Origin of the sequence: Bradyrhizobium zhengyangense (genome assembly GCF_022012555.1) — a bacterium.
Classification (GTDB): Bacteria; Pseudomonadota; Alphaproteobacteria; order Rhizobiales; family Xanthobacteraceae; genus Bradyrhizobium; species Bradyrhizobium zhengyangense.
Genome location: NZ_JAKLTZ010000001.1, coordinates 392,572 through 416,399, shown reverse-complemented (window position 1 = coordinate 416,399; position 23,828 = coordinate 392,572). Strand labels below are relative to the sequence as shown.

General features: G+C 64.7%; 18 protein-coding genes and 1 pseudogene. 13 read left to right on the top strand and 6 right to left on the bottom strand.

From position 1 onward, the window contains the following. Positions 1–64 precede the first annotated feature (64 nt). The 8 genes and pseudogenes from L6639_RS02080 (at position 65) to L6639_RS02045 (ending at position 9,171) form a co-directional block, all read left to right on the top strand. Positions 65–1,561, top strand: a complete 1,497-nt coding sequence (locus tag L6639_RS02080) for a CoA-acylating methylmalonate-semialdehyde dehydrogenase (RefSeq protein ID WP_237858537.1) — start codon at positions 65–67, stop codon at positions 1,559–1,561. 22 nt (positions 1,562–1,583) lie between these two features. Beyond that, entirely contained in the window at positions 1,584–2,729 is a 1,146-nt protein-coding gene (locus tag L6639_RS02075) for an isobutyryl-CoA dehydrogenase (protein ID WP_237858536.1), read from the top strand. Continuing rightward, on the top strand, positions 2,726–3,793 hold the full coding sequence (locus L6639_RS02070) for an enoyl-CoA hydratase/isomerase family protein (protein ID WP_237858535.1): 1,068 nt from the start codon (positions 2,726–2,728) through the stop codon (positions 3,791–3,793). The genes L6639_RS02075 and L6639_RS02070 overlap by 4 nt, the downstream gene beginning before the upstream one ends. Positions 3,794–3,817: 24 nt before the next feature. Continuing rightward, positions 3,818–4,711: pseudogene (gene mmsB, locus L6639_RS02065) on the top strand (3-hydroxyisobutyrate dehydrogenase); the annotation flags it as partial. Then, complete coding sequence (locus L6639_RS02060; RefSeq protein ID WP_237858523.1) at positions 4,711–6,429, top strand: AMP-binding protein; 1,719 nt, start codon at positions 4,711–4,713, stop codon at positions 6,427–6,429. The pseudogene mmsB and the gene L6639_RS02060, both read left to right, overlap by 1 nt. Then, positions 6,430–6,909, top strand: coding sequence for a MaoC family dehydratase (locus tag L6639_RS02055; protein WP_237858522.1), 480 nt, complete (start codon positions 6,430–6,432; stop codon positions 6,907–6,909). It abuts the gene before it with no gap. A 118-nt stretch (positions 6,910–7,027) separates the two neighbouring features. Further along, complete coding sequence (locus tag L6639_RS02050; protein ID WP_237858521.1) at positions 7,028–7,945, top strand: SDR family NAD(P)-dependent oxidoreductase; 918 nt, start codon at positions 7,028–7,030, stop codon at positions 7,943–7,945. Beyond that, complete coding sequence (locus tag L6639_RS02045) at positions 7,942–9,171, top strand: BaiN/RdsA family NAD(P)/FAD-dependent oxidoreductase (RefSeq protein WP_271605459.1); 1,230 nt, start codon at positions 7,942–7,944, stop codon at positions 9,169–9,171. The genes L6639_RS02050 and L6639_RS02045 overlap by 4 nt, the downstream gene beginning before the upstream one ends. A gap of 100 nt (positions 9,172–9,271) precedes the next feature. Here L6639_RS02045 and L6639_RS02040 read toward each other — a convergent pair whose 3' ends face one another. The 3 genes from L6639_RS02040 to L6639_RS02030 are packed head-to-tail and all read right to left on the bottom strand — an operon-like array spanning position 9,272 to position 12,657. Beyond that, positions 9,272–10,351: a D-TA family PLP-dependent enzyme gene (locus L6639_RS02040; protein ID WP_237858510.1), complete on the bottom strand. Its 1,080-nt coding sequence runs from the start codon at positions 10,349–10,351 to the stop codon at positions 9,272–9,274. A gap of 3 nt (positions 10,352–10,354) precedes the next feature. Next, positions 10,355–12,163 carry an ABC-F family ATP-binding cassette domain-containing protein gene (locus L6639_RS02035; protein ID WP_237858509.1) on the bottom strand — a complete coding sequence of 603 codons (1,809 nt, stop codon included), beginning with the start codon at positions 12,161–12,163 and terminating at the stop codon, positions 10,355–10,357. 2 nt (positions 12,164–12,165) lie between these two features. After that, on the bottom strand, positions 12,166–12,657 hold the full coding sequence (locus tag L6639_RS02030) for a YaiI/YqxD family protein (RefSeq protein ID WP_237858507.1): 492 nt from the start codon (positions 12,655–12,657) through the stop codon (positions 12,166–12,168). Positions 12,658–12,764: 107 nt separating this feature from the next. Here L6639_RS02030 and L6639_RS02025 point away from each other — a divergent pair, with 107 nt between their 5' ends. Further along, on the top strand, positions 12,765–13,565 hold the full coding sequence (locus L6639_RS02025) for a hypothetical protein (protein ID WP_237858505.1): 801 nt from the start codon (positions 12,765–12,767) through the stop codon (positions 13,563–13,565). 101 nt (positions 13,566–13,666) lie between these two features. On the opposite strand, the gene L6639_RS02020 is transcribed toward L6639_RS02025, so the two are convergent. Next, entirely contained in the window at positions 13,667–16,039 is a 2,373-nt protein-coding gene (locus tag L6639_RS02020) for a xanthine dehydrogenase family protein molybdopterin-binding subunit (RefSeq protein WP_237858503.1), read from the bottom strand. Between the two features lie 211 nt (positions 16,040–16,250). Here L6639_RS02020 and L6639_RS02015 point away from each other — a divergent pair, with 211 nt between their 5' ends. After that, entirely contained in the window at positions 16,251–17,324 is a 1,074-nt protein-coding gene (locus L6639_RS02015) for a Ppx/GppA phosphatase family protein (protein ID WP_237858501.1), read from the top strand. Between the two features lies 1 nt (position 17,325). Beyond that, on the top strand, positions 17,326–18,006 hold the full coding sequence (locus L6639_RS02010; RefSeq protein ID WP_237858499.1) for an RlmE family RNA methyltransferase: 681 nt from the start codon (positions 17,326–17,328) through the stop codon (positions 18,004–18,006). 45 nt (positions 18,007–18,051) lie between these two features. On the opposite strand, the gene L6639_RS02005 is transcribed toward L6639_RS02010, so the two are convergent. Beyond that, positions 18,052–18,750, bottom strand: coding sequence for a winged helix-turn-helix transcriptional regulator (locus L6639_RS02005; protein ID WP_237858497.1), 699 nt, complete (start codon positions 18,748–18,750; stop codon positions 18,052–18,054). Between the two features lie 196 nt (positions 18,751–18,946). On the opposite strand from L6639_RS02005, the gene L6639_RS02000 reads away from it, so the two are divergent. Next, on the top strand, positions 18,947–19,762 hold the full coding sequence (locus L6639_RS02000) for a class I SAM-dependent methyltransferase (RefSeq protein WP_237858496.1): 816 nt from the start codon (positions 18,947–18,949) through the stop codon (positions 19,760–19,762). Positions 19,763–20,279: 517 nt separating this feature from the next. Here L6639_RS02000 and L6639_RS01995 read toward each other — a convergent pair. Next, complete coding sequence (locus L6639_RS01995; RefSeq protein WP_237858495.1) at positions 20,280–21,770, bottom strand: MFS transporter; 1,491 nt, start codon at positions 21,768–21,770, stop codon at positions 20,280–20,282. A 434-nt stretch (positions 21,771–22,204) separates the two neighbouring features. Between L6639_RS01995 and guaB the strand changes: the two genes are divergently transcribed. Then, entirely contained in the window at positions 22,205–23,698 is a 1,494-nt protein-coding gene (gene guaB, locus L6639_RS01990) for an IMP dehydrogenase (protein ID WP_237858494.1), read from the top strand. Positions 23,699–23,828 lie beyond the last annotated feature (130 nt).

The following is a 23,828-nucleotide window of genomic DNA, read 5'->3' as shown; positions in this document are numbered from 1 at the left end:
CCTATAAAATGCAGGTCGATAGGATTTGTCAAAGCGAACAGGCTGGCCTCAAGGAGATCATTCCATGCGTTCAATCGGACATTTCATCGGCGGCAAGGAGGTCAAGGGCACCTCGGGCCGCACCGCCGACGTCTTCGAGCCGATGACCGGTGACGTCCAGGCCAAGGTCGCGCTGGCGTCCAAGGCCGAGGTTCGCGCCGCCGTCGAGAACGCGCGCGCCGCCCAGCCCGAGTGGGCCGCGACCAACCCGCAGCGCCGCGCCCGCGTGATGATGAAGTTCGTCGAGCTGGTGCAGCGCGATTACGACAAGCTCGCCGAGCTGCTTGCGCGCGAGCACGGCAAGACCGTGCCCGACGCCAAGGGCGACATCCAGCGCGGCCTAGAAGTCGCCGAGTTCGCCTGCGGCATCCCGCATCTGATGAAGGGTGAGTACACCGAGGGCGCCGGCCCCGGCATCGACATCTATTCGATGCGCCAGCCGCTCGGCGTCGTCGCCGGCATCACGCCGTTCAATTTTCCGGCGATGATCCCGATGTGGAAGTTCGCGCCGGCGATCGCCTGCGGCAACGCCTTTATCCTCAAGCCGTCCGAGCGCGATCCCGGCGTGCCGATGCTGCTCGCCGAGCTGATGATCGAAGCGGGCCTGCCGGCCGGCATCCTCAACGTTGTCAACGGCGACAAGGAAGCGGTCGACGCCATCCTCGACGATCCCGACATCAAGGCCGTCGGTTTCGTCGGCTCCACGCCGATCGCGCAGTACATCTACGAGCGCGCGGCCCAGAGCGGCAAGCGTTGCCAGTGTTTTGGCGGTGCCAAGAACCACGCCATCATCATGCCCGACGCCGACATGGACCAGGCCGTCGACGCGCTGATCGGTGCGGGTTACGGCTCGGCCGGCGAGCGCTGCATGGCCGTCTCGGTTGCCGTTCCCGTCGGCAAGTCCACCGCTGATCGCCTGATGGACAAGCTGATCCCGCGCGTCGAATCGCTCAAGATCGGCACCTCGATCGATCCGTCCGCTGACTACGGTCCGCTGGTGACGCGCGAGGCGGTCGAGAAGGTCAAGAGCTACATCGACATCGGCATCAAGGAAGGCGCGACGCTCGCCGTCGACGGCCGCGGCTTCAAGATGCAGGGCTACGAGAAGGGCTTCTATCTCGGCGGCTCGCTGTTCGATAACGTCACCAAGGACATGCGGATCTACAAGGAGGAGATCTTCGGGCCCGTGCTCTCGGTCGTGCGCGCGCACGACTACAAGGAAGCGCTGGCGCTGCCGTCCGAGCATGACTACGGCAACGGTGTTGCCATCTTCACCCGCGACGGCGATGCCGCGCGCGACTTCGCAGCCAAGGTCAACGTCGGAATGGTCGGCATCAACGTGCCGATCCCGGTGCCGATCGCCTATTACACCTTCGGCGGCTGGAAGAAGTCGGGCTTCGGCGATCTCAACCAGCACGGCCCGGACTCGGTCCGCTTCTACACCAAGACCAAGACGGTGACCTCGCGTTGGCCGTCCGGCGTCAAGGAAGGCGCGGAATTCTCGATCCCGCTGATGAAGTAATCCTCCCAGGAGCGAGGCCGGGATGCAGTTCGCTCTGAACGAGGATCAGGTCGCGGTTCGCGACATGGCGTTGGCGTTTGCGGCTTCGAGGATCGCGCCGCACGCGCTGCGCTGGGACGAGGAGAAGCACTTTCCCGTCGACGTGATGCGCGAGGCGGCCGCCCTCGGCATGGGCGGCATCTATATCCGCGACGATGTCGGCGGCTCCGCGATGTCGCGGTTCGACGCGGCGCTGATCTTCGAGGCGCTGGCGACGGGTTGTCCAACCACCTCGGCCTTCATCTCCATCCACAACATGGCGAGCTGGATGATCGATGCCTTCGGCAGCGACACCCAGCGCCATCAATGGTTGCCAAAACTCTGCTCGATGGAGCTGATCGCGAGCTACTGCCTGACCGAGCCGGGCGCCGGCTCCGACGCAGCGGCGCTGCGGACGCGTGCGGTGCGCGACGGCGATCATTACGTGCTCAACGGCCAGAAGCAATTCATCTCCGGAGCCGGCGGTACTGATCTGCTGGTCGCCATGGTGCGGACCGGCGGCGATGGCCCCGGCGGCATCTCGACGCTTGTCATCGACGGCAAGACGCCTGGCGTTTCTTTCGGTGCCAACGAGCGCAAGATGGGCTGGAACGCGCAGCCGACCCGCGCCGTGATGTTCGAGAACGCCCGCGTCCCGGTCGCGAACCGGCTGAGCGAGGAGGGCGTCGGTTTCAAGATCGCGATGGCAGGCCTCGACGGCGGCCGCCTCAACATTACGGCGTGCTCGCTCGGCGGCGCGCAGACCGCGCTCGACAAGGCGCGTTCCTACATGAAGGAGCGCAAGGCGTTTGGAAAGCGTCTGGACGAATTCCAGGCGTTGCAGTTCAAGCTCGCCGATATGGCGATCGAGCTCGAGGCCGCACGCACCTTCCTGTGGCGTGCCGCGGCTGCATTGGATCGCAAGGATCCCGACGCCACCATGCTCTGCGCGATGGCCAAGCGTTTCGGGACCGATGTTGGCTTTGAGGTCGCCAACCAAGCGCTTCAGCTGCACGGCGGCTACGGTTACCTCAGCGAATACGGCATCGAGAAGATCGTGCGCGATCTACGCGTGCACCAGATCCTCGAGGGCACCAATGAAATCATGCGGCTCATCGTGGCGCGCAAGTTGATCGAGGGCGCGCGATGAGTTCGGTGGAAGAGGGCGATCTCGTCGCCCGTGTCGAGGGCGCGGCCGGCATTATCAGGCTGAACCGTCCCAAGGCGATCAATGCCGTCACGCTGGAGATGTTTCGCGACATCGAGAAGGCGCTCGACCGCTTCGAAGCCGATCCCGCTGTTGCCGTGATCATGCTGGAAGGCGCCGGCGAGCGCGGCCTGTGCGCCGGCGGCGACATCCGGGCGCTCTGGGAGAGCTCGAAAGTCAACGGTGATCTCGGCAAGATCCTGTGGCGCGAGGAATACATTCTCAACGCCCGGATCAAGAAATTCCCTAAGCCCTATGTCGCCTTCATGGACGGCATCGTCATGGGCGGCGGCGTTGGCTTGTCCGCGCATGCGAGTCATCGGGTCGTTACGGATCGGACCAAACTTGCGATGCCTGAGGTCGGGCTCGGTTTCTTCCCCGATGTCGGCGGCACCTATTTGTTGTCGCGCTCGCCCGGCGAGATCGGCACGTTCTTCGGCCTGACCGGTCAGACCATGAATGGACCGGATGCTATCCATGCGAAGTTCGCCGATTGGGTGGTCCCGGCAGTGAAATTGCCGGAGTTGCGTGAGGCCCTGACCGAGGTTCGCCCGGGCTCGACTGCCGCCGACGTCAGCAAGCTGATCAGGGATTTTGCGACTGGCGAGACCGCCGGCCCGGTGGCGGCGAAGGAGCCCGCGATCGATGCGCTGTTCGGCTTCGACCGTATGGAAGACATTTTTGCGGCGCTCAAACGCGACGGCTCCGACTTTGCGCTGGCGACGCTGAAGACACTCAACGAAAAATCGCCGCGTGGCATGGTGGTGACGCTGAAGCTGCTGCGGCTGGCGCGCACTGCGTCAAGTCTGGAAGAATGCCTGGTGCGCGAATATCGCGCCGCGAACGAGGTCTTTCGCAGCGACGATTTTCGCGAGGGCGTCCGCGCCGCCGTCATCGACAAGGATCGCAATCCGAGCTGGTCGCCACCGCGGATCGAGGATGTGACGCCGAAGATGCTTGCACCCTATTTCGCCGAGATCGGCGCCGACGAGCTCAAGTTCAACTAATCAACGAAACGAGCGGAGGAAACGACAATGGCCACGATCGCATTCATCGGTCTCGGCAACATGGGCGGCCCGATGGCGGCTAACCTCGTCAAGGCCGGGCACAAGGTGGTGGCATTCGACCTCGTCGCGGCCTCGCGCAGCCAGGCCAAAGCCGACGGCGCCAGTATCGCGGACAGTGCGTCAGGCGCGGTGAAAGGCGCCGATGTGGTCGTCACGATGTTGCCCGCCGGCAAGCACGTGCTCGGCGTTTGGAACGATGTCGTGCCGGCCATGACCAAAGGCGCGCTGATCATCGACAGCTCCACAATCGATGTCGAGAGCGCGAGGGCCGCGCACGCGCTCGCTGCCAAGAACGGCGTGCTCTCGGTCGACGCGCCGGTCTCGGGCGGCACCGGCGGCGCCAAGGGGGCAACGCTCACCTTCATGTGCGGTGGCGAGGAGGGCGCGTTCGCGGCGGCAAAGCCTGTGCTGGAAAAGATGGGCAAGAAGATCGTCCATTGCGGCGGCGCCGGCGCGGGCCAGGCCGCAAAAATCTGCAACAACATGATCCTCGGCATTTCCATGATCGCGGTGAGCGAAGCCTTTGCGCTGGCTGAGAAGCTCGGCCTCTCGCATCAGGCGTTGTTCGACGTCGCCTCGACTTCGTCGGGCCAGTGCTGGTCGCTGACCACCTATTGCCCGGTTCCGGGCCCGGTGCCGACGTCGCCCGCAAACAACGATTACAAGCCGGGTTTCGCCTCGGCGCTGATGGTGAAGGATCTGACCCTGGCGCAGGACGCCGCGAAAGCGACGGGCGCCGCGACGCCGCTCGGCAAGCATGCGCAGGAGATCTATCAGTCTTTCGACGCAGCCGGCCAGGGCGGGGTGGATTTTTCCGGAATTATCAAGCACGTTAGGGGGCTAGCCGGGAAAGCTTAATGACGACATTTCAGGACGCGCGCGCGCTTCTTCTCGCACACCGCACGGATTACGAGACAGCGGTCAGGGATTTCCGCTGGCCCGATCCTGCGCCCTTCAACTGGGCGCTCGACTGGTTCGACGCCGAGCTGGCGGCGAACGCGGAGAGTAGGGATCGGCCCGCGCTCTGGATCGTCGATGCCGCGCAGGACAAGCAGACGAAGCTGTCCTTCGCGACGCTCTCGAAGCGCTCCAACCAGGTTGCCAACTTTCTTCGCGCGCAGGGCCTCAAGCGCGGCGATCATCTGCTGTTGCTGCTCGGCAATGTGGTTCCGCTGTGGGAGACGATGCTGGCCGCGATCAAGCTTGGCGTCGTCGTCATCCCCGCAACCACGCTGCTGACCGCCGACGAGTTGCGCGATCGCCTCGAGCGCGGCAAGGCGAAGGCGGTGGTGGCCGCGCAGGACCAGGTCGCGAAATTCGCGAGTCTTGGCGTGAACGATGTGGTGCGTATCGTCGTGGGCGAGGCGTCCGATGGCTGGCTTGCCTATGACGAGGCGGCGAACGCTTCAGAGAGTTTTGCGGCTGACGGTCCGACCAATGCCGACGACCCGATGCTGCTGTATTTCACCTCGGGCACGACGGCAAAGCCAAAGCTCGTCAGGCACAGTCAGCGAAGCTATCCTGTCGGGCATCTGTCGACCATGTACTGGATCGGGCTGAAGCCCGGCGACGTCCATCTCAACATCTCCTCTCCCGGCTGGGCCAAGCACGCCTGGAGCTGCTTCTTCGCACCGTGGAATGCAGGCGCCACCGTGTTCGTGGTCAACCAGCCGCGCTTCGACGCGAAAGGCCTGCTTGCCACCATCGGCCGCTGCGGTGTCACCACGCTGTGCGCGCCGCCCACCGTGTGGCGATTGTTCATCCAGGAGAACCTGGCCTCGTTCAAGGTAGCCCTTCGCGAAGTCTGCGGCGCCGGCGAGCCGCTCAACCCCGAAGTGATAGACCAGGTGCAGGCCGCCTGGGGCCTGACCATCCGAGACGGCTACGGCCAGACCGAAACCACGGCACTTGCCGGCAACTCGCCGGGCCAGAAGATCAAGGTCGGTTCGATGGGCCGGCCGTTGCCGGGCTATCGCGTGCAGGTTAGCGATGCCGACGGCCATCCGGCCGGGGAGGGCGAGGTGGCGCTGCTGCTGGGCGCTGATCGTCCGGCCGGCCTGATGCAGGGCTATCAGGGCGACGACGGCAAGCTCTCGGGCGCCGAAGGCGAGCTCTATCGCAGTGGTGACGTGGTCTTCGCAGACGAGGACGGCTATCTCACCTTCGTCGGCCGCTCCGACGACGTGTTCAAATCCTCAGACTATCGCATCAGCCCGTTCGAGCTGGAGAGCGTGCTGCTCGAGCACGAGCTTGTCGCCGAAGCCGCGGTGGTACCGAGCCCCGACCCCATCAGGCTCGCGATCCCCAAGGCCTTCGTGCTGCTGACCGCAGGCGCCGAACGGACGCCCGAAACCGCGCTCTCCATCTTCAGACACCTGCACACGCGGCTTGCGCCGTTCAAGCGCATCCGCCGGCTCGAAATCGTCAGCGAACTGCCGAAGACGATCTCTGGCAAAATCCGCCGCGTGCAGCTACGACGGCTCGAACGCGACAATGATCGCGACGATCCGCTGCGCGGCCGGGAATTCCGTGAGGAGGATTTTCCCGAACTGCCGAAAACGAGAAGTGAGACCTAAGTGAACGAAATCTGGAAGAAGCCGCCGATCACGCTCGAGGCCTATCAGGCCATGGTCGGCAAGGAGATCGGCGTGTCGTCCTGGCACCTCATCGACCAGCCCCGGATCGACACCTATGCCGACGTGACCGCAGATCACCAGTTCATCCACGTCGACCCCGCGAGGGCGAAGCAGGAGACCGCGTTCGGCACCACCATCGCGCACGGTTTTCTGACGATGTCGATGTTGTCAGTGATGTCCTATGAGGTGATGCCGGCGATCGCCGGCACCACGATGGGCGTCAATTACGGCTTCGACAAGCTGCGCTTCATCTCGCCGGTGCGCTCGGGCAAGCGCGTTCGCGGCCGTTTCGTCCTGGCGGAAGCCAAGCTGCGTAAGCCGAACGAATTGCAGTCCCGTACCAATGTGACGGTCGAGATCGAGGGCGAGGACAAGCCGGCGCTGGTCGCGGATTGGCTCGGCCTGATTTATTTCGCGTGAGGCAGGCCGTGTTGGCCGGGCTTGACCCAGCCATGCATCGCTGCTCAAAAGCCTCTCAATTTTGATGGGTGGCCGGCGCAAGCCCGGCCGTGACACCTAACATCCAGGAAGCACACTCATGGCAATCAGGTTCGACGGACGCGTCGCCATCGTCACCGGCGCGGGCAATGGTCTCGGCAAGGCGCATGCGCTGGGCCTTGCGAGCCGCGGTGCGAAGGTCGTCGTCAACGATTTCGGTGGCGCCCGCGATGGCACCGGGGCTTCGCTCTCGCCGGCCGAAGCCGTGGTCGAGGAGATCCGGAAAGCCGGCGGCACCGCAATGGCCGACGGCGCGGACGTCTCGAGTTTCGAGCAGGTCACCGCCATGGTCGAGCGCGCCACCAGGGAGTGGGGCAGCGTCGACATCATGTGTGCCAATGCCGGCATCCTGCGTGACAAGTCGTTCGGCAAGATGGAAGCAACCGATTTTCAGAAAGTGCTGGACGTGCATCTCGTCGGCACTTTTTACTGCTGCAAGGCGGTGTGGGCCGGCATGCGCGACCGCAACTATGGTCGCATCGTGCTGACGACATCGTCCTCGGGCCTCTATGGCAATTTCGGCCAGGCCAATTACGGCGCGGCCAAGTCAGGCATGGTCGGTTTGATGAATGTGCTCGCGGAAGAGGGCCGCAAGAACAACATCCGCGTCAACATCATCTCGCCGACGGCGGCGACCCGTATGACCGAAGAGCTGCTGCCGCCTCAGGCGCTTCAATTGATGAAGCCGAATGCGATCACGCCGGCCGTCGAGTACATGCTGAGCGAGGACGCGCCGACCCGCACCATCATGGGTGCCGGTGCGGGCTCCTTCGCCGTGATCAAGATCATCGAGAGCGAAGGCATCAACCTGCCGGAATCCGACTGGACCCCGGACGCGATCGCCGCGCATTTCGCCGAGATCAGCGACATGTCGAAGGCCAAGGCGCTCGCCGGTGCGTTCGAGCAGACGCAAAAGTATGTCGCGCAGGCCGCGGCGCGGGCGGGGATCAAGCTCTGAGCGACGTCGCCGTCATCGGTGCCGGTCCCGCCGGGCTGATGGCGGCGGAAGTGCTGGCGCAAGGCGGCGCCAGCGTCACCGTCTACGATGCCATGCCGTCGGCAGGCCGCAAGTTTTTGATGGCCGGCCGGGGTGGACTCAACCTCACCCACAGTGAGCCGTTGGCGGATTTCCTCCCTCGCTACCGGGAGGCGATGCCTCACTTGCGCGACGCGATCGAGGCGTTTCCTCCCGACGCGCTGCGTGACTGGAGCGCAGGCCTCGGGCAACAGACCTTTATCGGCAGCAGCGGGCGTGTGTTTCCAAAGACGTTCAAGGCCTCGCCCCTGCTGCGTGCCTGGCTGCGCCGGCTCGATGCGGCGGGTGTGCAATTCGCCTTCCGCCACCGCTGGGCCGGATGGGACGAGCAGGGTCGGCTTGAATTCCAGACGCCCGATGGCACGCGCGCCGTCGCCGGCAGTGCAACAGTGCTCGCGCTTGGCGGTGCGAGCTGGCCGCGGCTCGGCGCGGATGGCGCATGGGGCGATTTGCTCGCAGCAAAGGGCATCACCGTCTCAAAACTGCGGCCGGCGAATTCCGGCTTCACTGTCGCCTGGTCCGATGTGTTTCGCGATCGGTTTGAAGGCCAGCCGCTCAAGGGCGTGGCACTGACGATCGGCGCGCGCACGGTGCGTGGCGAGGCGATGATTACGCGTGCCGGCATCGAGGGTGGCGCGATCTACGCGCTGTCGGCAGAGCTGCGCGATGCGGTGCTGGGGATCGGGCAGGCGACGTTGACAATCGCATTACGGCCCGATCTCGACACGGCCGCACTGACCACGCGCCTGTCGGGCACGCGTGGCAAGCAATCACTGGCGAATTTCCTGCGCAAGGCGGCACAGGTGTCGCCGGTCGGCATCGGCCTGATGCAGGAGGCGGCCATCGCCTCCGGCCGGTCACTGGCTGCGTTCTCGCCGGCAGAGCTTGCGCATCTGATCAATGCCATTCCGATCCAGCTGACCGGCGTTGCCTCGATCGATCGCGCCATTTCCACCGCAGGCGGGATTGCCTTCGACGAACTCGACGACCACTTCATGTTGCGCAAGCTGCCCGGCGTGTTTGCCGCCGGCGAGATGCTGGACTGGGAAGCCCCGACCGGCGGCTATCTGCTGCAGGCCTCGTTCGCGACGGGGGCAGCAGCGGGCAGGGGCGTGCTGGAGTGGCTCGCCCAATTGCAGAAATCGTAAGGTGGGCAAAAGCGCACAGCGCCATGCCCACCATCTTTCGTAGTTGGGACACAAAGTCGTGGGCCCGCTTCGCTTGGGCCCACCCTACGGCAGCGGCGATCTACCGCAGTTTCCCTCGCGCCGCCACCGGCAGCGTACCGATGATCTCGTCGCCGCGGACCATCAACACCTCGTCCATCATGTTGACGACGACACAAACGTGGTTCGGGACGATGCGGACGACGTCGCCGACATTGGGCCGCGTGTTGCTGCGGGAGAGATCGAGGAAGCCGTGCTCCTCGGCGAACTTCGCGATCTTGGCTTCGGGGTGCTCCAGGATCAGGCCGTGGCCATCGAGGCCGCCGGTGTCCGTCGTCAAGGTCTTCGAGCCGGCATCGAGAATGCCGCGCTCGGGGGCGGCGCGGCTCACCACCGTCGAATAGATATGCAGCGCGCAATCGTCCCAGGTGGCGGAGCCGGCCGCGACCTGCATGCGGTCGTTGTAGATATAGGTGCCGAAGCGATGCTCGGTGCCGCCTTTGAGCTTGCCGATGTTGACGAGGTTTGGCGTGCCGCCGGTCGAGACGATTTTTGCGTCCAGCCCGTGCGCGCGCACGCCGGCGAGCGCCTCGTCGTAGAATTTCTGCGCGTCCGCCCAGCCGGTCTCGGTCGGATACAGCATGAAGCCGGCGAACGCGAGCCCCTTGGACGCCGCGATCTCGCGCGCCAGCGCAATCGCTTCCGCCGGCGTCTCGACGCCCGCGCGCTTGCGACCGGTGTCGCATTCGACCACGACCGAGAGCGGGCGGCCCGAGGCCTCGGCGGCCTTCGGCAAGCCCGCGACGACCGTCGAATTATCGGCGGCGACCGTCATCCTGGTCTTGGCATTGAGCGCGCCGAGCCGCGCCATCTTCTCTTCGCCCAGGAGATTGTAGCTGATCAGGATGTCGTCGATGCCGGCATTGGCCATGATCTCGGCCTCGCCGATCTTCTGGCAGGTGATGCCCTTGGCGCCGGCCGCGACCTGCATCTTGGCAATGGTCGGGTTCTTGTGCGTCTTGATGTGCGGGCGATTGGCAACGCCGGCGTCATCGCAGGCCTTCTGAATCCGCGCGATGTTGCGCTCGACCTTGTCCATGTCGATGACAGCACAGGGCGTGCCGTATTCGCGGGCGATCTTGGCGGCGAGGGGTGTGGTCATGGGTTAAGCCTGTTCAATTTCTTCGCGGAGCATTTCAAGTTCAAGCCAGCGCTCTTCGGCAGCGGACAGTTCTTCATGCGCCTTGGCGATGGCGGTCGACGTGTCGTCGAATTTCTTGCGATCCCTGGCATAGAGATTGGGATCGTCGAGGACGCGTTGCAGACTGGCGATATCGGCGTGCAACGTTTCCATCTTCTTCGGCAGCGTCTCCAGCGCGTGCTTCTCGTTGAAGCTCAGCTTCCTCTTCGCTGAGGCGGGGACAGCGGCGCGTTCCTCTTTCTTTTCTGTTGGCGCCGGGGTCTTCGTGGTCTCACGCTTGAGATCCGCGCCGCGCTGCGCCAGCATGTCGCTGTAGCCGCCGGCATATTCGATCCACTTGCCGTTGCCCTCAGGCGCGATCACGGAGGTGACGACGCGGTCGAGGAAGTCACGGTCATGGCTGATGAGGATGACCGTGCCCTCGTAGTCGCCGAGCATTTCCTCCAGCACGTCGAGCGTCTCGAGATCGAGATCGTTGGTCGGCTCGTCCAGCACCAGGAGGTTTGATGGCTTGGCGAGCGCACGCGCGAGCATCAGCCGTCCGCGCTCACCGCCGGAGAGCACCTCCAGCGGCGTGCCGCGTTGCTCCTGTGCGAACAGGAAGTCCTTCATGTAGCCGACGACATGCTTGGGCTTGCCGCCGACCATGACGTGATCGCCGCGGCCGCCGGTCAGCGCTTCGGCAAGCGTCGATTTGGGGTCGAGGCTTTCGCGGTGCTGGTCGAGCGTTGCCATCTCCAGATTGGCGCCGAGCCGCACCGTCCCGGAATCCGGCTGCATGCCGCCGGTGAGCAGATTGACCAGCGTGGTCTTGCCGGAGCCGTTCGGCCCAATGATGCCGAGCCGGTCGCCGCGCTGGATGCGGGTGGAGAAATTGTCGACGATCACGCGATCGCCAAAGGCCTTGGTGATGCCCTTGGCCTCGATCACCAGCTTGCCGGATTGTTCGGCCTCGGTCGCGGCGAGACTGGCTGTGCCGGCGGTGCCGCGATAGTCGCGGCGCTGGTCGCGCAGCGCATGCAGATTGGCGAGCCGCTTGACGTTGCGCTTGCGCCGGCCGGAGACGCCGTGGCGTAGCCAGTGCTCCTCGTCCACGATCTTGCGGTCGAGCTTGTGCTGGTCGCGCTCTTCTTCCGCCAGCACCTCGTCGCGCCAGGTCTCGAACGAGGCAAAGCCGCGATCGATCTGCTTGATCTTGCCGCGATCGAGCCAGGCGGTGGAGCGCGAGAGGTTGGCGAGGAAACGCCGGTCGTGGCTGATGATCACAAGCGCGCTGCGCCGGGAGTCGAGCTCCTTTTCCAGCCATTCGATGGTGGAGAGATCGAGATGGTTGGTCGGCTCGTCCAGCAGCAGGATATCGGGTGAGGGCGCCAGCACCCGCGCCAGCGCCGCACGGCGCGCTTCGCCGCCGGAGACGTTGGCCGGGTTCTCGTTGCCGGTGAGCCCAAGCTGCTCGACCAGATAACGCGCCTGGTAGGGATCGTCGCCTGGTGCAAGGCCTGCCTCGACATAGGCGAGCAGGGTCTTGTGCTCGCCGAAGTCAGGCTCCTGCGGCAAATAGCGGACGGTGGCACCGGGCTGCACGAAGCGCGTGCCGCTGTCGGGCTCGACGAGGCCGGCCGCGATCTTCAACAGCGTCGACTTTCCGGAGCCGTTGCGGCCGATCAGGCAGACGCGCTCGGATGGCGCGACGTTGAGCTCGACGCCGGACAGCAGCGGCGTGCCGCCGAAGGTCAGCTTGATGTCTTTCAGTTGAATCAGCGGCGGCGCCATGATCAGCCCTGACTCGTAGCAGCCTGGTCAGCGCGGCGGCGCTGGATCCGTCGCAGCGTCTGGTCGAGCGCCGAGAGAAAGGCGGAGCGGTCGCGCGGTGCGAACGAGCGCGGGCCGCCGGTGACTTCGCCGGCCGAGCGCAGATCCGTCATCAGATTGCGCACCGCCAGCGTCATGCCGATCGATTCCTCCGTGAACGGCTTGCCGTTCGGCGCGATCACGTCGGCGCCGGCCTTCACGCAGCGGCTCGCCAGCGGAATGTCCGAGGTGATGACGACATCGCCGGGCCTCGCCCGTTCCGCGATCCAGTCGTCGGCCGCATCCATGCCCGAGCCGGCCGCGATGCGCTCGATCAGGGGCTCGTGCGGCACGCGGATAAAATTGCCGGCGACCACGCTCACCGGCACGCCGTGGCGGAGCGCGACGCGATAAATCTCGTCCTTCACAGGGCATGCGTCGGCGTCGACATAGATGCGGGTGGGGGTGTTGGTCATTCGCCGCGTGGTACCGCATTCGGGCCGCAAAGGCGAGGGGATTGACCGGTGTTCCCCGGGGCCTACGATCAGCCCCGAAACAACAAGAATTTTGGGGAAGCCAAGCCATGCCGAACCGGCTCGAAACCTGGCGCGTCGAGGCCTACAACACCGCCAAACAGTCCGAAAACAAGATGCATGACGACACGGTGGCGCGCCGCTTCGGCTTTTCCGGTGGGCTGGTCCCCGGCGTCGACGTCTTCGCCTACATGATGCACGTGCCGGTGGCGCGCTGGGGCCGCGATTTCCTCTCCCGCGGGCTGGTCGAGGCCCGCTTCATCAAGCCTGTCTATGACGGCGAGACCGCCGACGTCGATGCGACCGAGCACAACGGCCTGCTCACGATCGAGGTGTTCAGTCGCACCGAGCTGTGCGCCACTGGCACTGCCTCGCTGCCGGCGGCGGCGCCAGTGGTGTCATTGGGCGACTATGTCGAAGTCCCCGCGGTCGCTGAGCGCAAGCCGGTCAGCCCCGACATCTTCGAGGTGGGCAAGTGGCTCGGCACGGCGCCACGTCGCTGGGCCGGGCAGGACGCGAGCGACTATCTCGCCGACATCAGGGAGACCGATCCGATCTTTGCGCGCGAGGGCCTCGGTCATCCCGGCCTGATCCAGCGCGTCATGAACCGCGTGCTGGTCGACAACACCATTCTGGGCCCCTGGATTCACGTCGGCAGCCGCATGCAGCTCTTGTCAGCCGCGCGCGCCGGCGACGAGATAGTGGCGCGGGCAAAGGTCACCGCGAATTACGAGAAGAAGGGCCACCGCTTCGTCGAGCTCGACGCGCTCGTCGTCGCGAATGGTGCGACCCCGATCGCGTACTGCCAGCACACCGCGATCTACCAGCCGCGCGAGCAGGCGGCGGCGTAGCATCCAGCACCGTCATTCCGGGGCGGTCCGTCAGGACCAAACCCGGAATCTCGAGGTTCCGGGTTCGATGCTTTGCATCGCCCCGGAACGACGAATGTCGCCTACGCCGCCTTCCCCTTCGCGTCCTGGATCGCGCGCCACACCCGTTCCGGGGTCAGCGGCATGTCGATGTGCTTGATGCCGTGGTCCGAGAGCGCGTCGAGCACCGCGTTCACCACCGTCGACAGGCTGCCGGCGCAGCCGGCTTCGCCGCAACCCTTGCTGCCGAGCGGATTGGTGGTGGCCGGCACCGGGTGATCGCCGACCGTCATGTTCGGCACATCCTCGGCGCGCGGCAGCGCGTAGTCCATCAGCGACCCCGTGATCGGCTGGCCGCTCTCGTCGTAGCGGACATGCTCCATCAGCGCCTGGCCGATGCCCTGGACCACGCCGCCATGGAGCTGGCCCGCGACCAGCATCGGGTTGATCACGGTGCCGAAATCGTTCACCGCGCTGTAGCGCACGATCTGCACCACGCCCGTCTCAGGATCGACCTCGACCTCGGCGACGTGGCAGCCGTTCGGGAACGCCGAGGCGATGGGATCGCTGGTGTGATCAACATCGAGCGAGTCAGGCACACCATCCGGCATTTTGCCGTCATGCAGCTTCTTGGCGAGCTCCATGATGTCGATGCTGCGGTCAGTGCCGGCGATGGTGAAAGCGCCATCGGCGAATTCAATGTCGGCCTCCGAGGCCTCCAGCATATGCGCGGCGGCGCGCTTGCCCTTCTCGATGACGAGCTTTGCGGCGCCCACGATGGCCTGGCCGCTCGCGGTGATCGAGCGCGAACCGCCGGTGCCGTTGCCGGTGTGAACGATGTCGCTGTCGCCCTGCACGAGCTTCACGCTCTCGAAGGGAACGCCAAGCTGCGCACACAGCACCTGAGCGAACGGCGTGGCGTGGCCCTGGCCGTAGTCGAGCGTGCCGGTGATGAGCTGCACGGTGCCATCGGGATCGAACACGATCTTGCCGAGTTCGGGGCCTGGCGGCGCGGTGACCTCGAGATAGGAGCCGACGGCGATGCCGCGCAGCTTGCCGGCCTTCTTGCTCTCCTTCTTGCGCTTGGCAAAATTCTCGTGGTCGGAGATTTCCAGCGCTTTGTTGAACACGGCCTGGAAGTCGCCGCTGTCATAGGTGACGCCTGACGAGGCCGGGAAGGGCATCTGGTTCGACTTGATGAAGTTGCGCTTGCGCATCGTCAGCCGGTTGATGCCCATCTCGTCGGCGGCACGGTCGATCAGCCGCTCCATGTAGTAGTTGGCCTCGGGCCGGCCGGCGCCGCGATAAGCACCCATCAAAGTGGTGTTGGTCAAGACCGTCTTGATGTCGATCGCCATTAGCGGCGTCCGGTAGACGCTGGAGAAGTTCTTGCCGGTGTTGAGCGAAAGCGGGCTGGGCGCAACGCCGGTGATATAGGCGCCGAGATTGCCGTAGCCGGACAGTCTTGCTGCGAGGAAGTGCCCCTCGGCGTCGAGCGCCAGCTCGGCGTGGATCTTCTGCGCGCGGCCGTGGCTGTCGGACAGGAAGCTGGTCGAGCGCTCGTCGAGCCACTTCACCGGGCGTCCCAGTGCCTTCGCGGCGTACAGGATGCACATGTACTCGGGATAGTTGACGTTCTTCATGCCGAAGGAGCCGCCGACATTGGCGGTGAGGATTCGCACCTTGTCGTTCGGCACCTTCAGGTTCTTGGCAAGGTTGGCGCGGTTGCCCGCGACGCCCTGGGTCGGCATCTGGATGGTGTAGCGCTCGGTCTTCTTGTCGTAGGAGGCAAGGCCGACGCGCGGTTCCATCGACACCACCGCGACACGGGTGTTCTCGATGTCGACCTTGGTGACATGGGCGGCGCTGGCGAAGGCCGCGTTCACCTTCTCCGTGTCGCCATAGTGATAGTCGAGCGCGACATTGTTGGGGATGTGATCGTAAAGCTGCGGCGCGCCCGGCTTGGCAGCTTCCTCGGGATCGGTCACCGCCGGCAACGGCTCGATGTCGAGCTCGACTGCCTCGGCCGCATCGCGCGCCTGCGCCAGCGTCTCCGCGACGACGAAGGCGACGGGATCGCCGACGAAGCGGACCTTGTCGGTTGCCAGCGGATGGCGGTTGGTCTGGAGCAGGGGCGAGCCGTCGCGACTCTTCAGCGGCAGACCGCAGGTGAAGGGGCCATAGCCGGCGGCATTGAGATCCGTCCCGGTCCACACGCCCAGCACGCCCGGCATCGCCTTGGCCGCGTCAACGCCGATGCCGCGGATCATGCCATGGGCATGGGTGGAACGGACAATCACGGCATGGGCCTGGCCGGGCAGATTGAAATCGTCGGTGTAGCGGCCCTTTCCGCGCACCAGCGTGTCGTCCTCCTTGCGGCGGACGGGCTGCCCGACCCCATATTTTTGCAGTGCAATAGCGTTTTCGAGCGTGGACGATTTGGTGTGTTCTTGCATGGAGTTGACCTGAAAAGCCGGCAATTGCGCGATTTGGGGGCGCCTGGAGGACCGGACCCGCCAAAAATAGCCCACGGTCCCGTTCACGACAACGCACGAATGGGCATGGTCCTATGTGATGCGATGTTGCGCATGCCAGCCGCGCTGCTAATGTTTCAGGCGAAAAATCAATTCCGGATCGGCCCCTTAGGGTCGTGGAAAGACAGTTTGTATGAATGACGACACGCGGCTCCGCGACGGCCTTGCGCCGCACGGTGAGCTGGAGGGGTCGATGGCGGCGGTGGCGTTGGCCACGGAGCCTGCAGTCCCTGCGCAGGCGCCGGGAACCGGCGTCTATGCGGCGCTGGACCTCGGGACCAACAATTGCAGGCTCCTGATCGCCTGTCCGACCCACGATGGTTTTCGCGTGGTCGATTCCTTCTCGCGCATCATCAGGCTCGGCGAGGGCGTCTCGGCGACGGGATGCATCAGCGAGGCTGCGATCGATCGCGCCATCGCCGCGCTCAGCATTTGCCGGGACAAGATCAACCTGCGCAAGGCCAAGCGGCTGCGGCTGATCGCCACCGAAGCCTGCCGCGCGGCCTCGAATGCGGAAGGTTTTCGCAGCCGCGTCGCGGCCGAGACCGGCATCGAGCTGGAGGTGATCGACCGCGAGACCGAAGCCGCGCTCGCGATGCTCGGCTGCTCGCCGCTGGTCGATCCCAGGGGCCGCGGCGCCATCCTGTTCGACATCGGCGGCGGCTCGACCGAGCTGGTGCGGATCGAGCGCGACCCGCAAGATCCGGAGCCGCGGATCAAGGCGTGGATGTCGATCCCGCTCGGCGTCGTGACGCTGGCCGAGCAATTTGGTGGTCGCGACGTGACGCCGGCGATCTATGCCGCAATGGAGCAGGAGGTCGCCAATCACGTTGCGCCGTTCGCTGCGGAGCACGGCCGCGATCTCACCGACATGCATCTGCTCGGCACGTCGGGCACCGTGACGACGCTCGCCGGCATCCATCTCAATCTCGTGCGTTACGATCGCCGCCGCATCGACAGCATCTGGATGAACGATCCCGACATCACCGCGACCATCAACAAGCTGCTCAGCATGAGCTACGAGGAGCGCGCGGGCAACAGCTGCATCAGTGTCGAGCGTGCTGATCTGGTGCTGGCTGGCTGTGCCATCCTCGATGCCATCAGGCACGCGTTCCCGCTGCCGCGCCTGCGCGTCGCCGACCGTGGCCTGCGCGAGGGCATGCTGGTCGAGATGATGCGCGAGGACGGCGCGCTCAGGAGCTGGTGAGATGGCGAAAGACACCACCGGCCGCTTGCACGTCCAGGTCAAGACCGGCGGCAAGCGCAAGCTGTCGTCGAAGCTGTGGCTGGAGCGGCAGCTCAATGATCCCTATGTCGCCAAGGCGAAGGCCGCGGGCTATCGGTCGCGCGCCGCGTTCAAGCTACTGGAGATCGACGACAAGTTTCGCTTCTTAAAGCCGGGCATGGCCGTGGCCGATCTCGGGGCCGCACCCGGCGGCTGGAGCCAGATCGCGGCCAAGCGCGTCGGCTCGGTCGAAGGCAAGGGCAAGGTCGTCGCCATCGACCTGCTGGAGATGCCGGAGATTCCCGGCGTCGATTTCGCGCAGCTCGACTTCATGGACAACGACGCGCCCGACAAGCTCACCGCGATGCTGGGTGGCGGCGCCGATGTCGTGATGTCCGACATGGCCGCCAACACCACCGGCCACCGCAAGACCGACCAGCTCCGCATCGTCGGCCTGGTCGAGACGGCGGCTGCCTTCGCATGCGATGTGCTCAAGCCCGGCGGCACGTTCCTCGCGAAGACCTTCCAGAGCGGCGCCGACGCCGACCTGCTCGCGCAGCTCAAGCGCGATTTTGCGACGGTGCGTCATGTCAAGCCGGCAGCAAGCCGGCAGGATTCCTCCGAGCGCTATGTGCTCGCGACGGGGTTTCGTGGGCGCAGTTAGAGTGCGCCGATCATCGGCGCTGCGATTGGTTTGGACGCTCGAGCCTTAGGCCACTTTTTTCTCGAAATTGGCATACACGCTGAGCTTCAACCAAGCGCGGAGGTCGGTGGCCAGCTTGCTGCTCCCGGTCAGGACAAGCCGACCATCATCCGACATCTGGTCGGCAGTTACGTATCCAAGCCAGATCTCGGTCATCGATTGAAGATCCGTCGACACGTAGAGATCGACATCGAAGCCTGGATCGACGAGGCAGAGGTCAACGTCCTTGTTCGGCTCCACGATCAGCCAATAGTTGCGCTCCGAGTTGGGTCTGTCCTTGAAAATGAATTGGATGGTGTTGCGGCGTGGCGGCATCGGATCGGTATTGAGAGTTCGCCTGACGTCCCACATCAAAAGATTGGCATCGAGGTTCTTCAAGGTTGCTTCTGTCGTCACCCATCTGTGGCCCCAGGCGCCGATGGCTTCGATGATTGGGCGCAGCTCCGTCCCCGCTTCGGTGAGATGATATTCGTGGACGCCGGAGTCCCGCTCTGCGGCGACGCGGGTGACGATGCCCGCGGCTTCGAGCTCTTTGAGTCGCTTGGATAGAAGAGCAGGCGACATGCTGGGGACGCCTCGCCGCAGCTCATTGAACCGGGTCGATCCCATTACCAGCTCTCGCAAGACAAGCAGCGTCCAGCGAGAGCAAATGATTTCGGCTGCCATTGAAACTGGGCAGAACTGATTGTAGCCGCCATCCGCCATTCGATTGCTTCCTTTCGGCCAGTCGTCTCCGAGGTCGCGAGGCTAGGAGGAAGTCGACAGATTGGCCAGTACAGAATCTGTACCGCTCCGGTTCAGTTACGGAACTGGATGCCTTCGGGCAGTTATGGCTCGCTGTTGTCCAATCGCGAGATGCGATGCCGCTTCCGGCGGGTTGCCGGGCAACAGGAGATGACTGATGTCAGTGACGACGCTCCCCCTCGACTATACTTCCATCAAACAACGACAGCGCACGGTCTGGTCGGCAGGTGACTATGCGATGATCGGGACCACGCTTCAGATCGTGGGCGAGCGGCTGTGCGAGGCTCTCGATCTGCGGGCTGGGAGCCGCGTGCTCGATGTCGCCGCCGGTAACGGAAACGCGACGCTTGCCGCTGCGCGCCGCTTCGCGCAAGTCACGTCCACCGACTATGTCGGCGCGCTTCTCGAGCGGGGTCGGGAGCGCGCCGCCGCCGAACGCGTTGCCGTCGATTTCCAGGAGGCCGATGCCGAGGCGCTGCCGTTTCCCGACGGCAGCTTCGATACTGCGTTGTCTACATTCGGCGTCATGTTCACCCCAGATCAGGATAAGGCGGCGGCCGAGCTCGTGCGTGTGGTGCGCCGCGGTGGAAAGATCGGGCTCGCCAACTGGACGCCGGACGGATTCATCGGTCAGCTCCTCAAGCTCGTCGGAAAGTATGCGCCGCCGCCGTCCGGCGTTAGGTCGCCGACGCTGTGGGGCACCGTCGCGCGGCTTGGCGAGCTGTTTCCCCGTCAGCAGATCAATGCCTTGGAGCAGACGTTCACTTTCCGGTACCGGTCTCCGGCCCATTGGCTTGACGTTTTTCGTTCATTCTACGGTCCCACCAACCGCGCATTCGCCGCGCTGGACGCGGACAAGGCAGCGGCGCTGGAGGCCGACATTCTCGATCTGCTGGAGAAATCGAATTGGGGCGATCGCGGCGACCTCGTCGTTCCCAGCACCTATCTCGAGGTGGTCGTTACGATCACGTGAGTGCTGGATGAACGACGGGGCCACGACTGTCCGGTCCGTGGGCCGCACGAAAGTCCCGGCGGTCGAGTGATCATTGGATCGAACAGGTAGAGGCCTCGCTACAGACGGGCAGCGGCCTCTACACTCCGGTCACATTTCGGACCATGCAGATCCATGGTCTACGCAGGAGTGACTCCATGAGATGTTGTGCCGACGTTCGCGACACGAACCAAAGGTGTCTCACCGAACAAGAACGTATCGAGGAACGCTTTCTCGAACAATTCGCTCTGCTTGAGGACGGTCTGGCACATCTTCAACTTCAGATGCGCCGCATGTCGGAGGGCGCCAAGCAGTTTGGCAGCCTCGCGAGGCAGATGCGGCGAGCAACCTATCCCGCAGATCGCGGCGACGAAGGCATGTCCAGTCGGTTCGAGAACCGCGGAGGTCATTCGGTCAAAGGCGAGTAATCCTTTTCCGAGCCTGACGCGGATTGAGCGACGGTTTCCGGGCTCCGAATCTGAGCGATTGGTATCGTGGGCTACCCAAGCCGCTGATCGCGCATGTCCTGCGTATCTTCGGTCGCCGCTTTCACCGCAGCGCTCGCGGCGCTCTTCGCCGCGCCCTTGCGGCTTGCGACCTCGATCGCCTTGCGGCCGGAGATCTCGTGGCCTGCATCGCTCGGCATCTGCCAGAAGAACCAGCTCGAGGCCGCCGAGGTCAGCGCCACCACGACAAAGGCCGGCATGAACACGGTGGCATTGAGCTCGCTGACATGGTTCAGCCACATCGTCGTCTCCACCGAGGCGGCGCCGACCGCGACGCCGGCGGAGACGGCGAGCTGCTGGTTGACGCTGACCAGCGTGGTGGCGCGGCTCATCTGCGGGCTGTCGACCTCGGCATAGGCCACCGTATTGATCGCGGTGAATTCGAGCGAGCGGAAGAAGCCGCCGACCACCAGGATGACCATGATGATCAGCAGCGGGGTCGTCACCGTGAACAGCGCGCAGACGCCGAGGAAGAACGCGCTGACGATCGCATTCACCGTCATCAGATTGCGGAAGCCGAAGGCGCGGATGAGGCGCGCCGCCAGCGTCTTCATGCCCATCGCGCCGAGCGAGGAGGAGAAGGTGACAAGGCCGGAATGGAACGGCGACAGGCCGAAGCCGATCTGCATCAACAGCGGCAGCAGAAAGGGCAGGGCGCCGATGCCGAGCCGGAACATGAAGCCGCCGATAATAGCCGCGCGCAATGTCGGCAAGGTCAGCAGCGAGAAATCCAGCACCGGCGAACCCGTCCGTCGGGCGTGAATGACGTAGAGCGTCATCGAGATCGCGCCGCCCGCAACCAGGGCCGCCACCGTGCTCCAGGGCAACAGATTGAGGCCGGCGACCGAAAGACCGAACGCGATGCCGGCAAGCCCGACACCGGCGAGCACCATGCCGTAGAGATCGAACTTCTCCTGTGTCTCGCTCTTGATCGGCTCAATGAACTTCAAGGCCATGAAGATGCCGAGCAGTCCGATCGGGATGTTGATCAGGAAGATCCAGTGCCACGACGCGTAGGTCGTGATGAAGCCGCCGAGCGGCGGGCCGATCACGGGGCCTATCAGGGCAGGGACCGTCACCCAGGCCATGGCGTTGACCAGCGCGCTCTTGTCGACCGAACGCAGCAGCACGAGGCGCCCGACCGGCGTCATCATCGCCCCGCCCATGCCTTGCAGGATGCGTGCGACCACGAAGCCGGTAACCGAACCTGACAGCGCACAGCCGACCGAGCCGATCATGAACACGCCGACCGCGATCGCGAACACCATGCGCGCGCCAAACCGGTCGGCGGTCCAGCCACTCGCCGGGATGAACACGGCGAGTGACAAGAGGTAGGACGTGATCGCGAGCTTCAGCGTCAGCGGGCTGGTGCCGATGTCGGCCGCGATCGCCGGCAGCGAGGTGGCGATGACGGTGGAATCCATGTTCTCCATGAAGAGAGCCGTGGCCACGATCAGCGGAATGATGCGTTGCTTGTCGAGCATGTCGGGTTGGTCATGGAAATGGAGCGGGGGCGAGAATTTCGGCTTATCATCGCCATCCCGCCGGGACTATTGCGGATGAACGCATAGCACCTAAATCCTGAACCCACCCCCTTTGTCATTCCGGGGCGCGCCACTTGGCGCGAGCCCGGAATCCATTGGGCCGCAGGGACCGCTGCGGAATGGATTCCGGGCTCGCGACTTCGTCGCGCCCCGGAATGACTGCGGGGATGGGCAATCCCCGCCGAATTTGCGCAAAAAAGCCTGTGCATGGCTGGCCAGCGGTCCGATTTGCTTTGATTCGTCACGCGGACATGCTATCGACCCGCGTCAACCCCACCGATGGGCTCCGATTCTCAAGGCGATGCCGCAAGGTACGCCGAGGGCGGCGCTCATCCATAATCGTTTGCGGCACGGCCGCAGGAAGGAGTTGGCATATGGCCACGGTGCAACTTCAGGGCATCCGCGAAGCTTTTACGTTCGATGACGTGCTGTTGAAGCCGGGCCTGTCCGACGTCATGCCGGGCGAGGTCGACATCCGCTCCCGCGTCACCCGCGCCATTCCACTCAACATCCCGATCATGGCCTCCGCCATGGACACCGTCACCGAAGCCCGCATGGCCATCGCCATGGCGCAGGCCGGCGGCCTCGGCGTCATCCATCGCAATTTCGATCCCGAAGGCCAGGCCGCTCAGGTGCGGCAGGTCAAGCGCTACGAGTCGGGCATGGTGGTTAACCCGCTCACCATCAGCCCCGAGGCCACGCTCGACGATGCGCTCAAGCTGATGAGCGATCACGGCATCTCCGGCATTCCCGTCGTCACCGGCGCAAGCAAGGCGACGCCCGGCAAGCTGGTCGGCATCCTCACCAACCGCGACGTGCGTTTTGCCACCGACCGCCGGCAAAAAGTCTCCGAGCTGATGACGCGCGAGAACCTCGTCACGGTGCGCGAGAATGTCAGCCAGGACGAAGCCAAGCGGATGCTGCACCATCACCGCATCGAGAAGCTGCTGGTCGTCGACGATCAATATCGCTGCGTCGGCCTGATCACCGTCAAGGACATCGAGAAGGCCGTCGCCCATCCGCTCGCTTGCAAAGATGCGCAGGGGCGCCTCCGCGTCGCCGCCGCCACCACCGTCGGCGACACCGGCTTCGAGCGCACCGAGCGCCTGATCGATGCCGGCGTCGACCTCGTCGTCGTCGACACCGCGCACGGCCATTCCCGTCACGTGCTGCATGCGGTGAACCGCATCAAGCGTCTCTCCAACTCCGTGCAGGTCGTCGCCGGCAACGTCGCGACGTCGGACGGCGCGCAGGCGCTGATCGATGCGGGCGCTGATTGCATCAAGGTCGGCATCGGCCCGGGCTCGATCTGCACCACGCGCATCGTCGCCGGCGTCGGCGTGCCGCAGCTCACCGCGATCATGGATGCGGTCGAGGCCGCCAAAAAGTCCGACATCCCCGTCATTGCCGATGGCGGCATCAAGTTTTCCGGCGATCTCGCCAAGGCGCTCGCCGCCGGCGCTGACATTGCGATGGTCGGCTCGCTGCTCGCCGGCACCGACGAGACGCCCGGCGAAGTGTTCCTGTGGCAGGGCCGTTCCTACAAGGCTTATCGCGGCATGGGCTCGGTCGGTGCGATGGCGCGTGGATCTGCCGACCGCTACTTCCAGCAGGACATCAAGGATTCCCTCAAGCTCGTGCCTGAAGGCATCGAGGGCCAGGTGCCCTACAAGGGCCCGGTCGGCAACGTCATGCACCAGCTCGCCGGTGGCCTCCGCGCTGCCATGGGCTATGTCGGCGCCAAGGACATGAACGAGCTGCACGCGAAGGCGCAGTTCGTCCGCATCACCGGCGCGGGCCTGCGCGAAAGCCATGTCCACGACGTGACCATCACGCGCGAGAGTCCGAACTATCCGGGCGGCGGTTAGTTCTCGCTTTCGTGCCTGATCCGCGGTCTCGTGCCCCGCGAAGGCGGGGCATCCAGTACGCCACGGTTCCTCGGTTCAATCACGACTGTCTCGGAGTACTGGCTCGCCCGCCTTCGCGGGCGATGACAAC

Excerpts from the sequence above, each read along its gene's own strand:
- L6639_RS02080 (WP_237858537.1), top strand. The coding sequence starts at position 65 with ATGCGTTCAATCGGACATTTCATCGGCGGCAAGGAGGTCAAGGGCACC.
- L6639_RS02075 (WP_237858536.1), top strand. The coding sequence starts at position 1,584 with ATGCAGTTCGCTCTGAACGAGGATCAGGTCGCGGTTCGCGACATGGCG.
- L6639_RS02070 (WP_237858535.1), top strand. The coding sequence starts at position 2,726 with ATGAGTTCGGTGGAAGAGGGCGATCTCGTCGCCCGTGTCGAGGGCGCG.
- L6639_RS02060 (WP_237858523.1), top strand. The coding sequence starts at position 4,711 with ATGACGACATTTCAGGACGCGCGCGCGCTTCTTCTCGCACACCGCACG.
- L6639_RS02050 (WP_237858521.1), top strand. The coding sequence starts at position 7,028 with ATGGCAATCAGGTTCGACGGACGCGTCGCCATCGTCACCGGCGCGGGC.
- L6639_RS02040 (WP_237858510.1), bottom strand. The coding sequence starts at position 10,351 with ATGACCACACCCCTCGCCGCCAAGATCGCCCGCGAATACGGCACGCCC.
- L6639_RS02035 (WP_237858509.1), bottom strand. The coding sequence starts at position 12,163 with ATGGCGCCGCCGCTGATTCAACTGAAAGACATCAAGCTGACCTTCGGC.
- L6639_RS02030 (WP_237858507.1), bottom strand. The coding sequence starts at position 12,657 with ATGACCAACACCCCCACCCGCATCTATGTCGACGCCGACGCATGCCCT.
- L6639_RS02025 (WP_237858505.1), top strand. The coding sequence starts at position 12,765 with ATGCCGAACCGGCTCGAAACCTGGCGCGTCGAGGCCTACAACACCGCC.
- L6639_RS02020 (WP_237858503.1), bottom strand. The coding sequence starts at position 16,039 with ATGCAAGAACACACCAAATCGTCCACGCTCGAAAACGCTATTGCACTG.
- L6639_RS02015 (WP_237858501.1), top strand. The coding sequence starts at position 16,251 with ATGAATGACGACACGCGGCTCCGCGACGGCCTTGCGCCGCACGGTGAG.
- L6639_RS02010 (WP_237858499.1), top strand. The coding sequence starts at position 17,326 with ATGGCGAAAGACACCACCGGCCGCTTGCACGTCCAGGTCAAGACCGGC.
- L6639_RS02005 (WP_237858497.1), bottom strand. The coding sequence starts at position 18,750 with ATGGCGGATGGCGGCTACAATCAGTTCTGCCCAGTTTCAATGGCAGCC.
- L6639_RS02000 (WP_237858496.1), top strand. The coding sequence starts at position 18,947 with ATGTCAGTGACGACGCTCCCCCTCGACTATACTTCCATCAAACAACGA.
- L6639_RS01995 (WP_237858495.1), bottom strand. The coding sequence starts at position 21,770 with ATGCTCGACAAGCAACGCATCATTCCGCTGATCGTGGCCACGGCTCTC.
- guaB (WP_237858494.1), top strand. The coding sequence starts at position 22,205 with ATGGCCACGGTGCAACTTCAGGGCATCCGCGAAGCTTTTACGTTCGAT.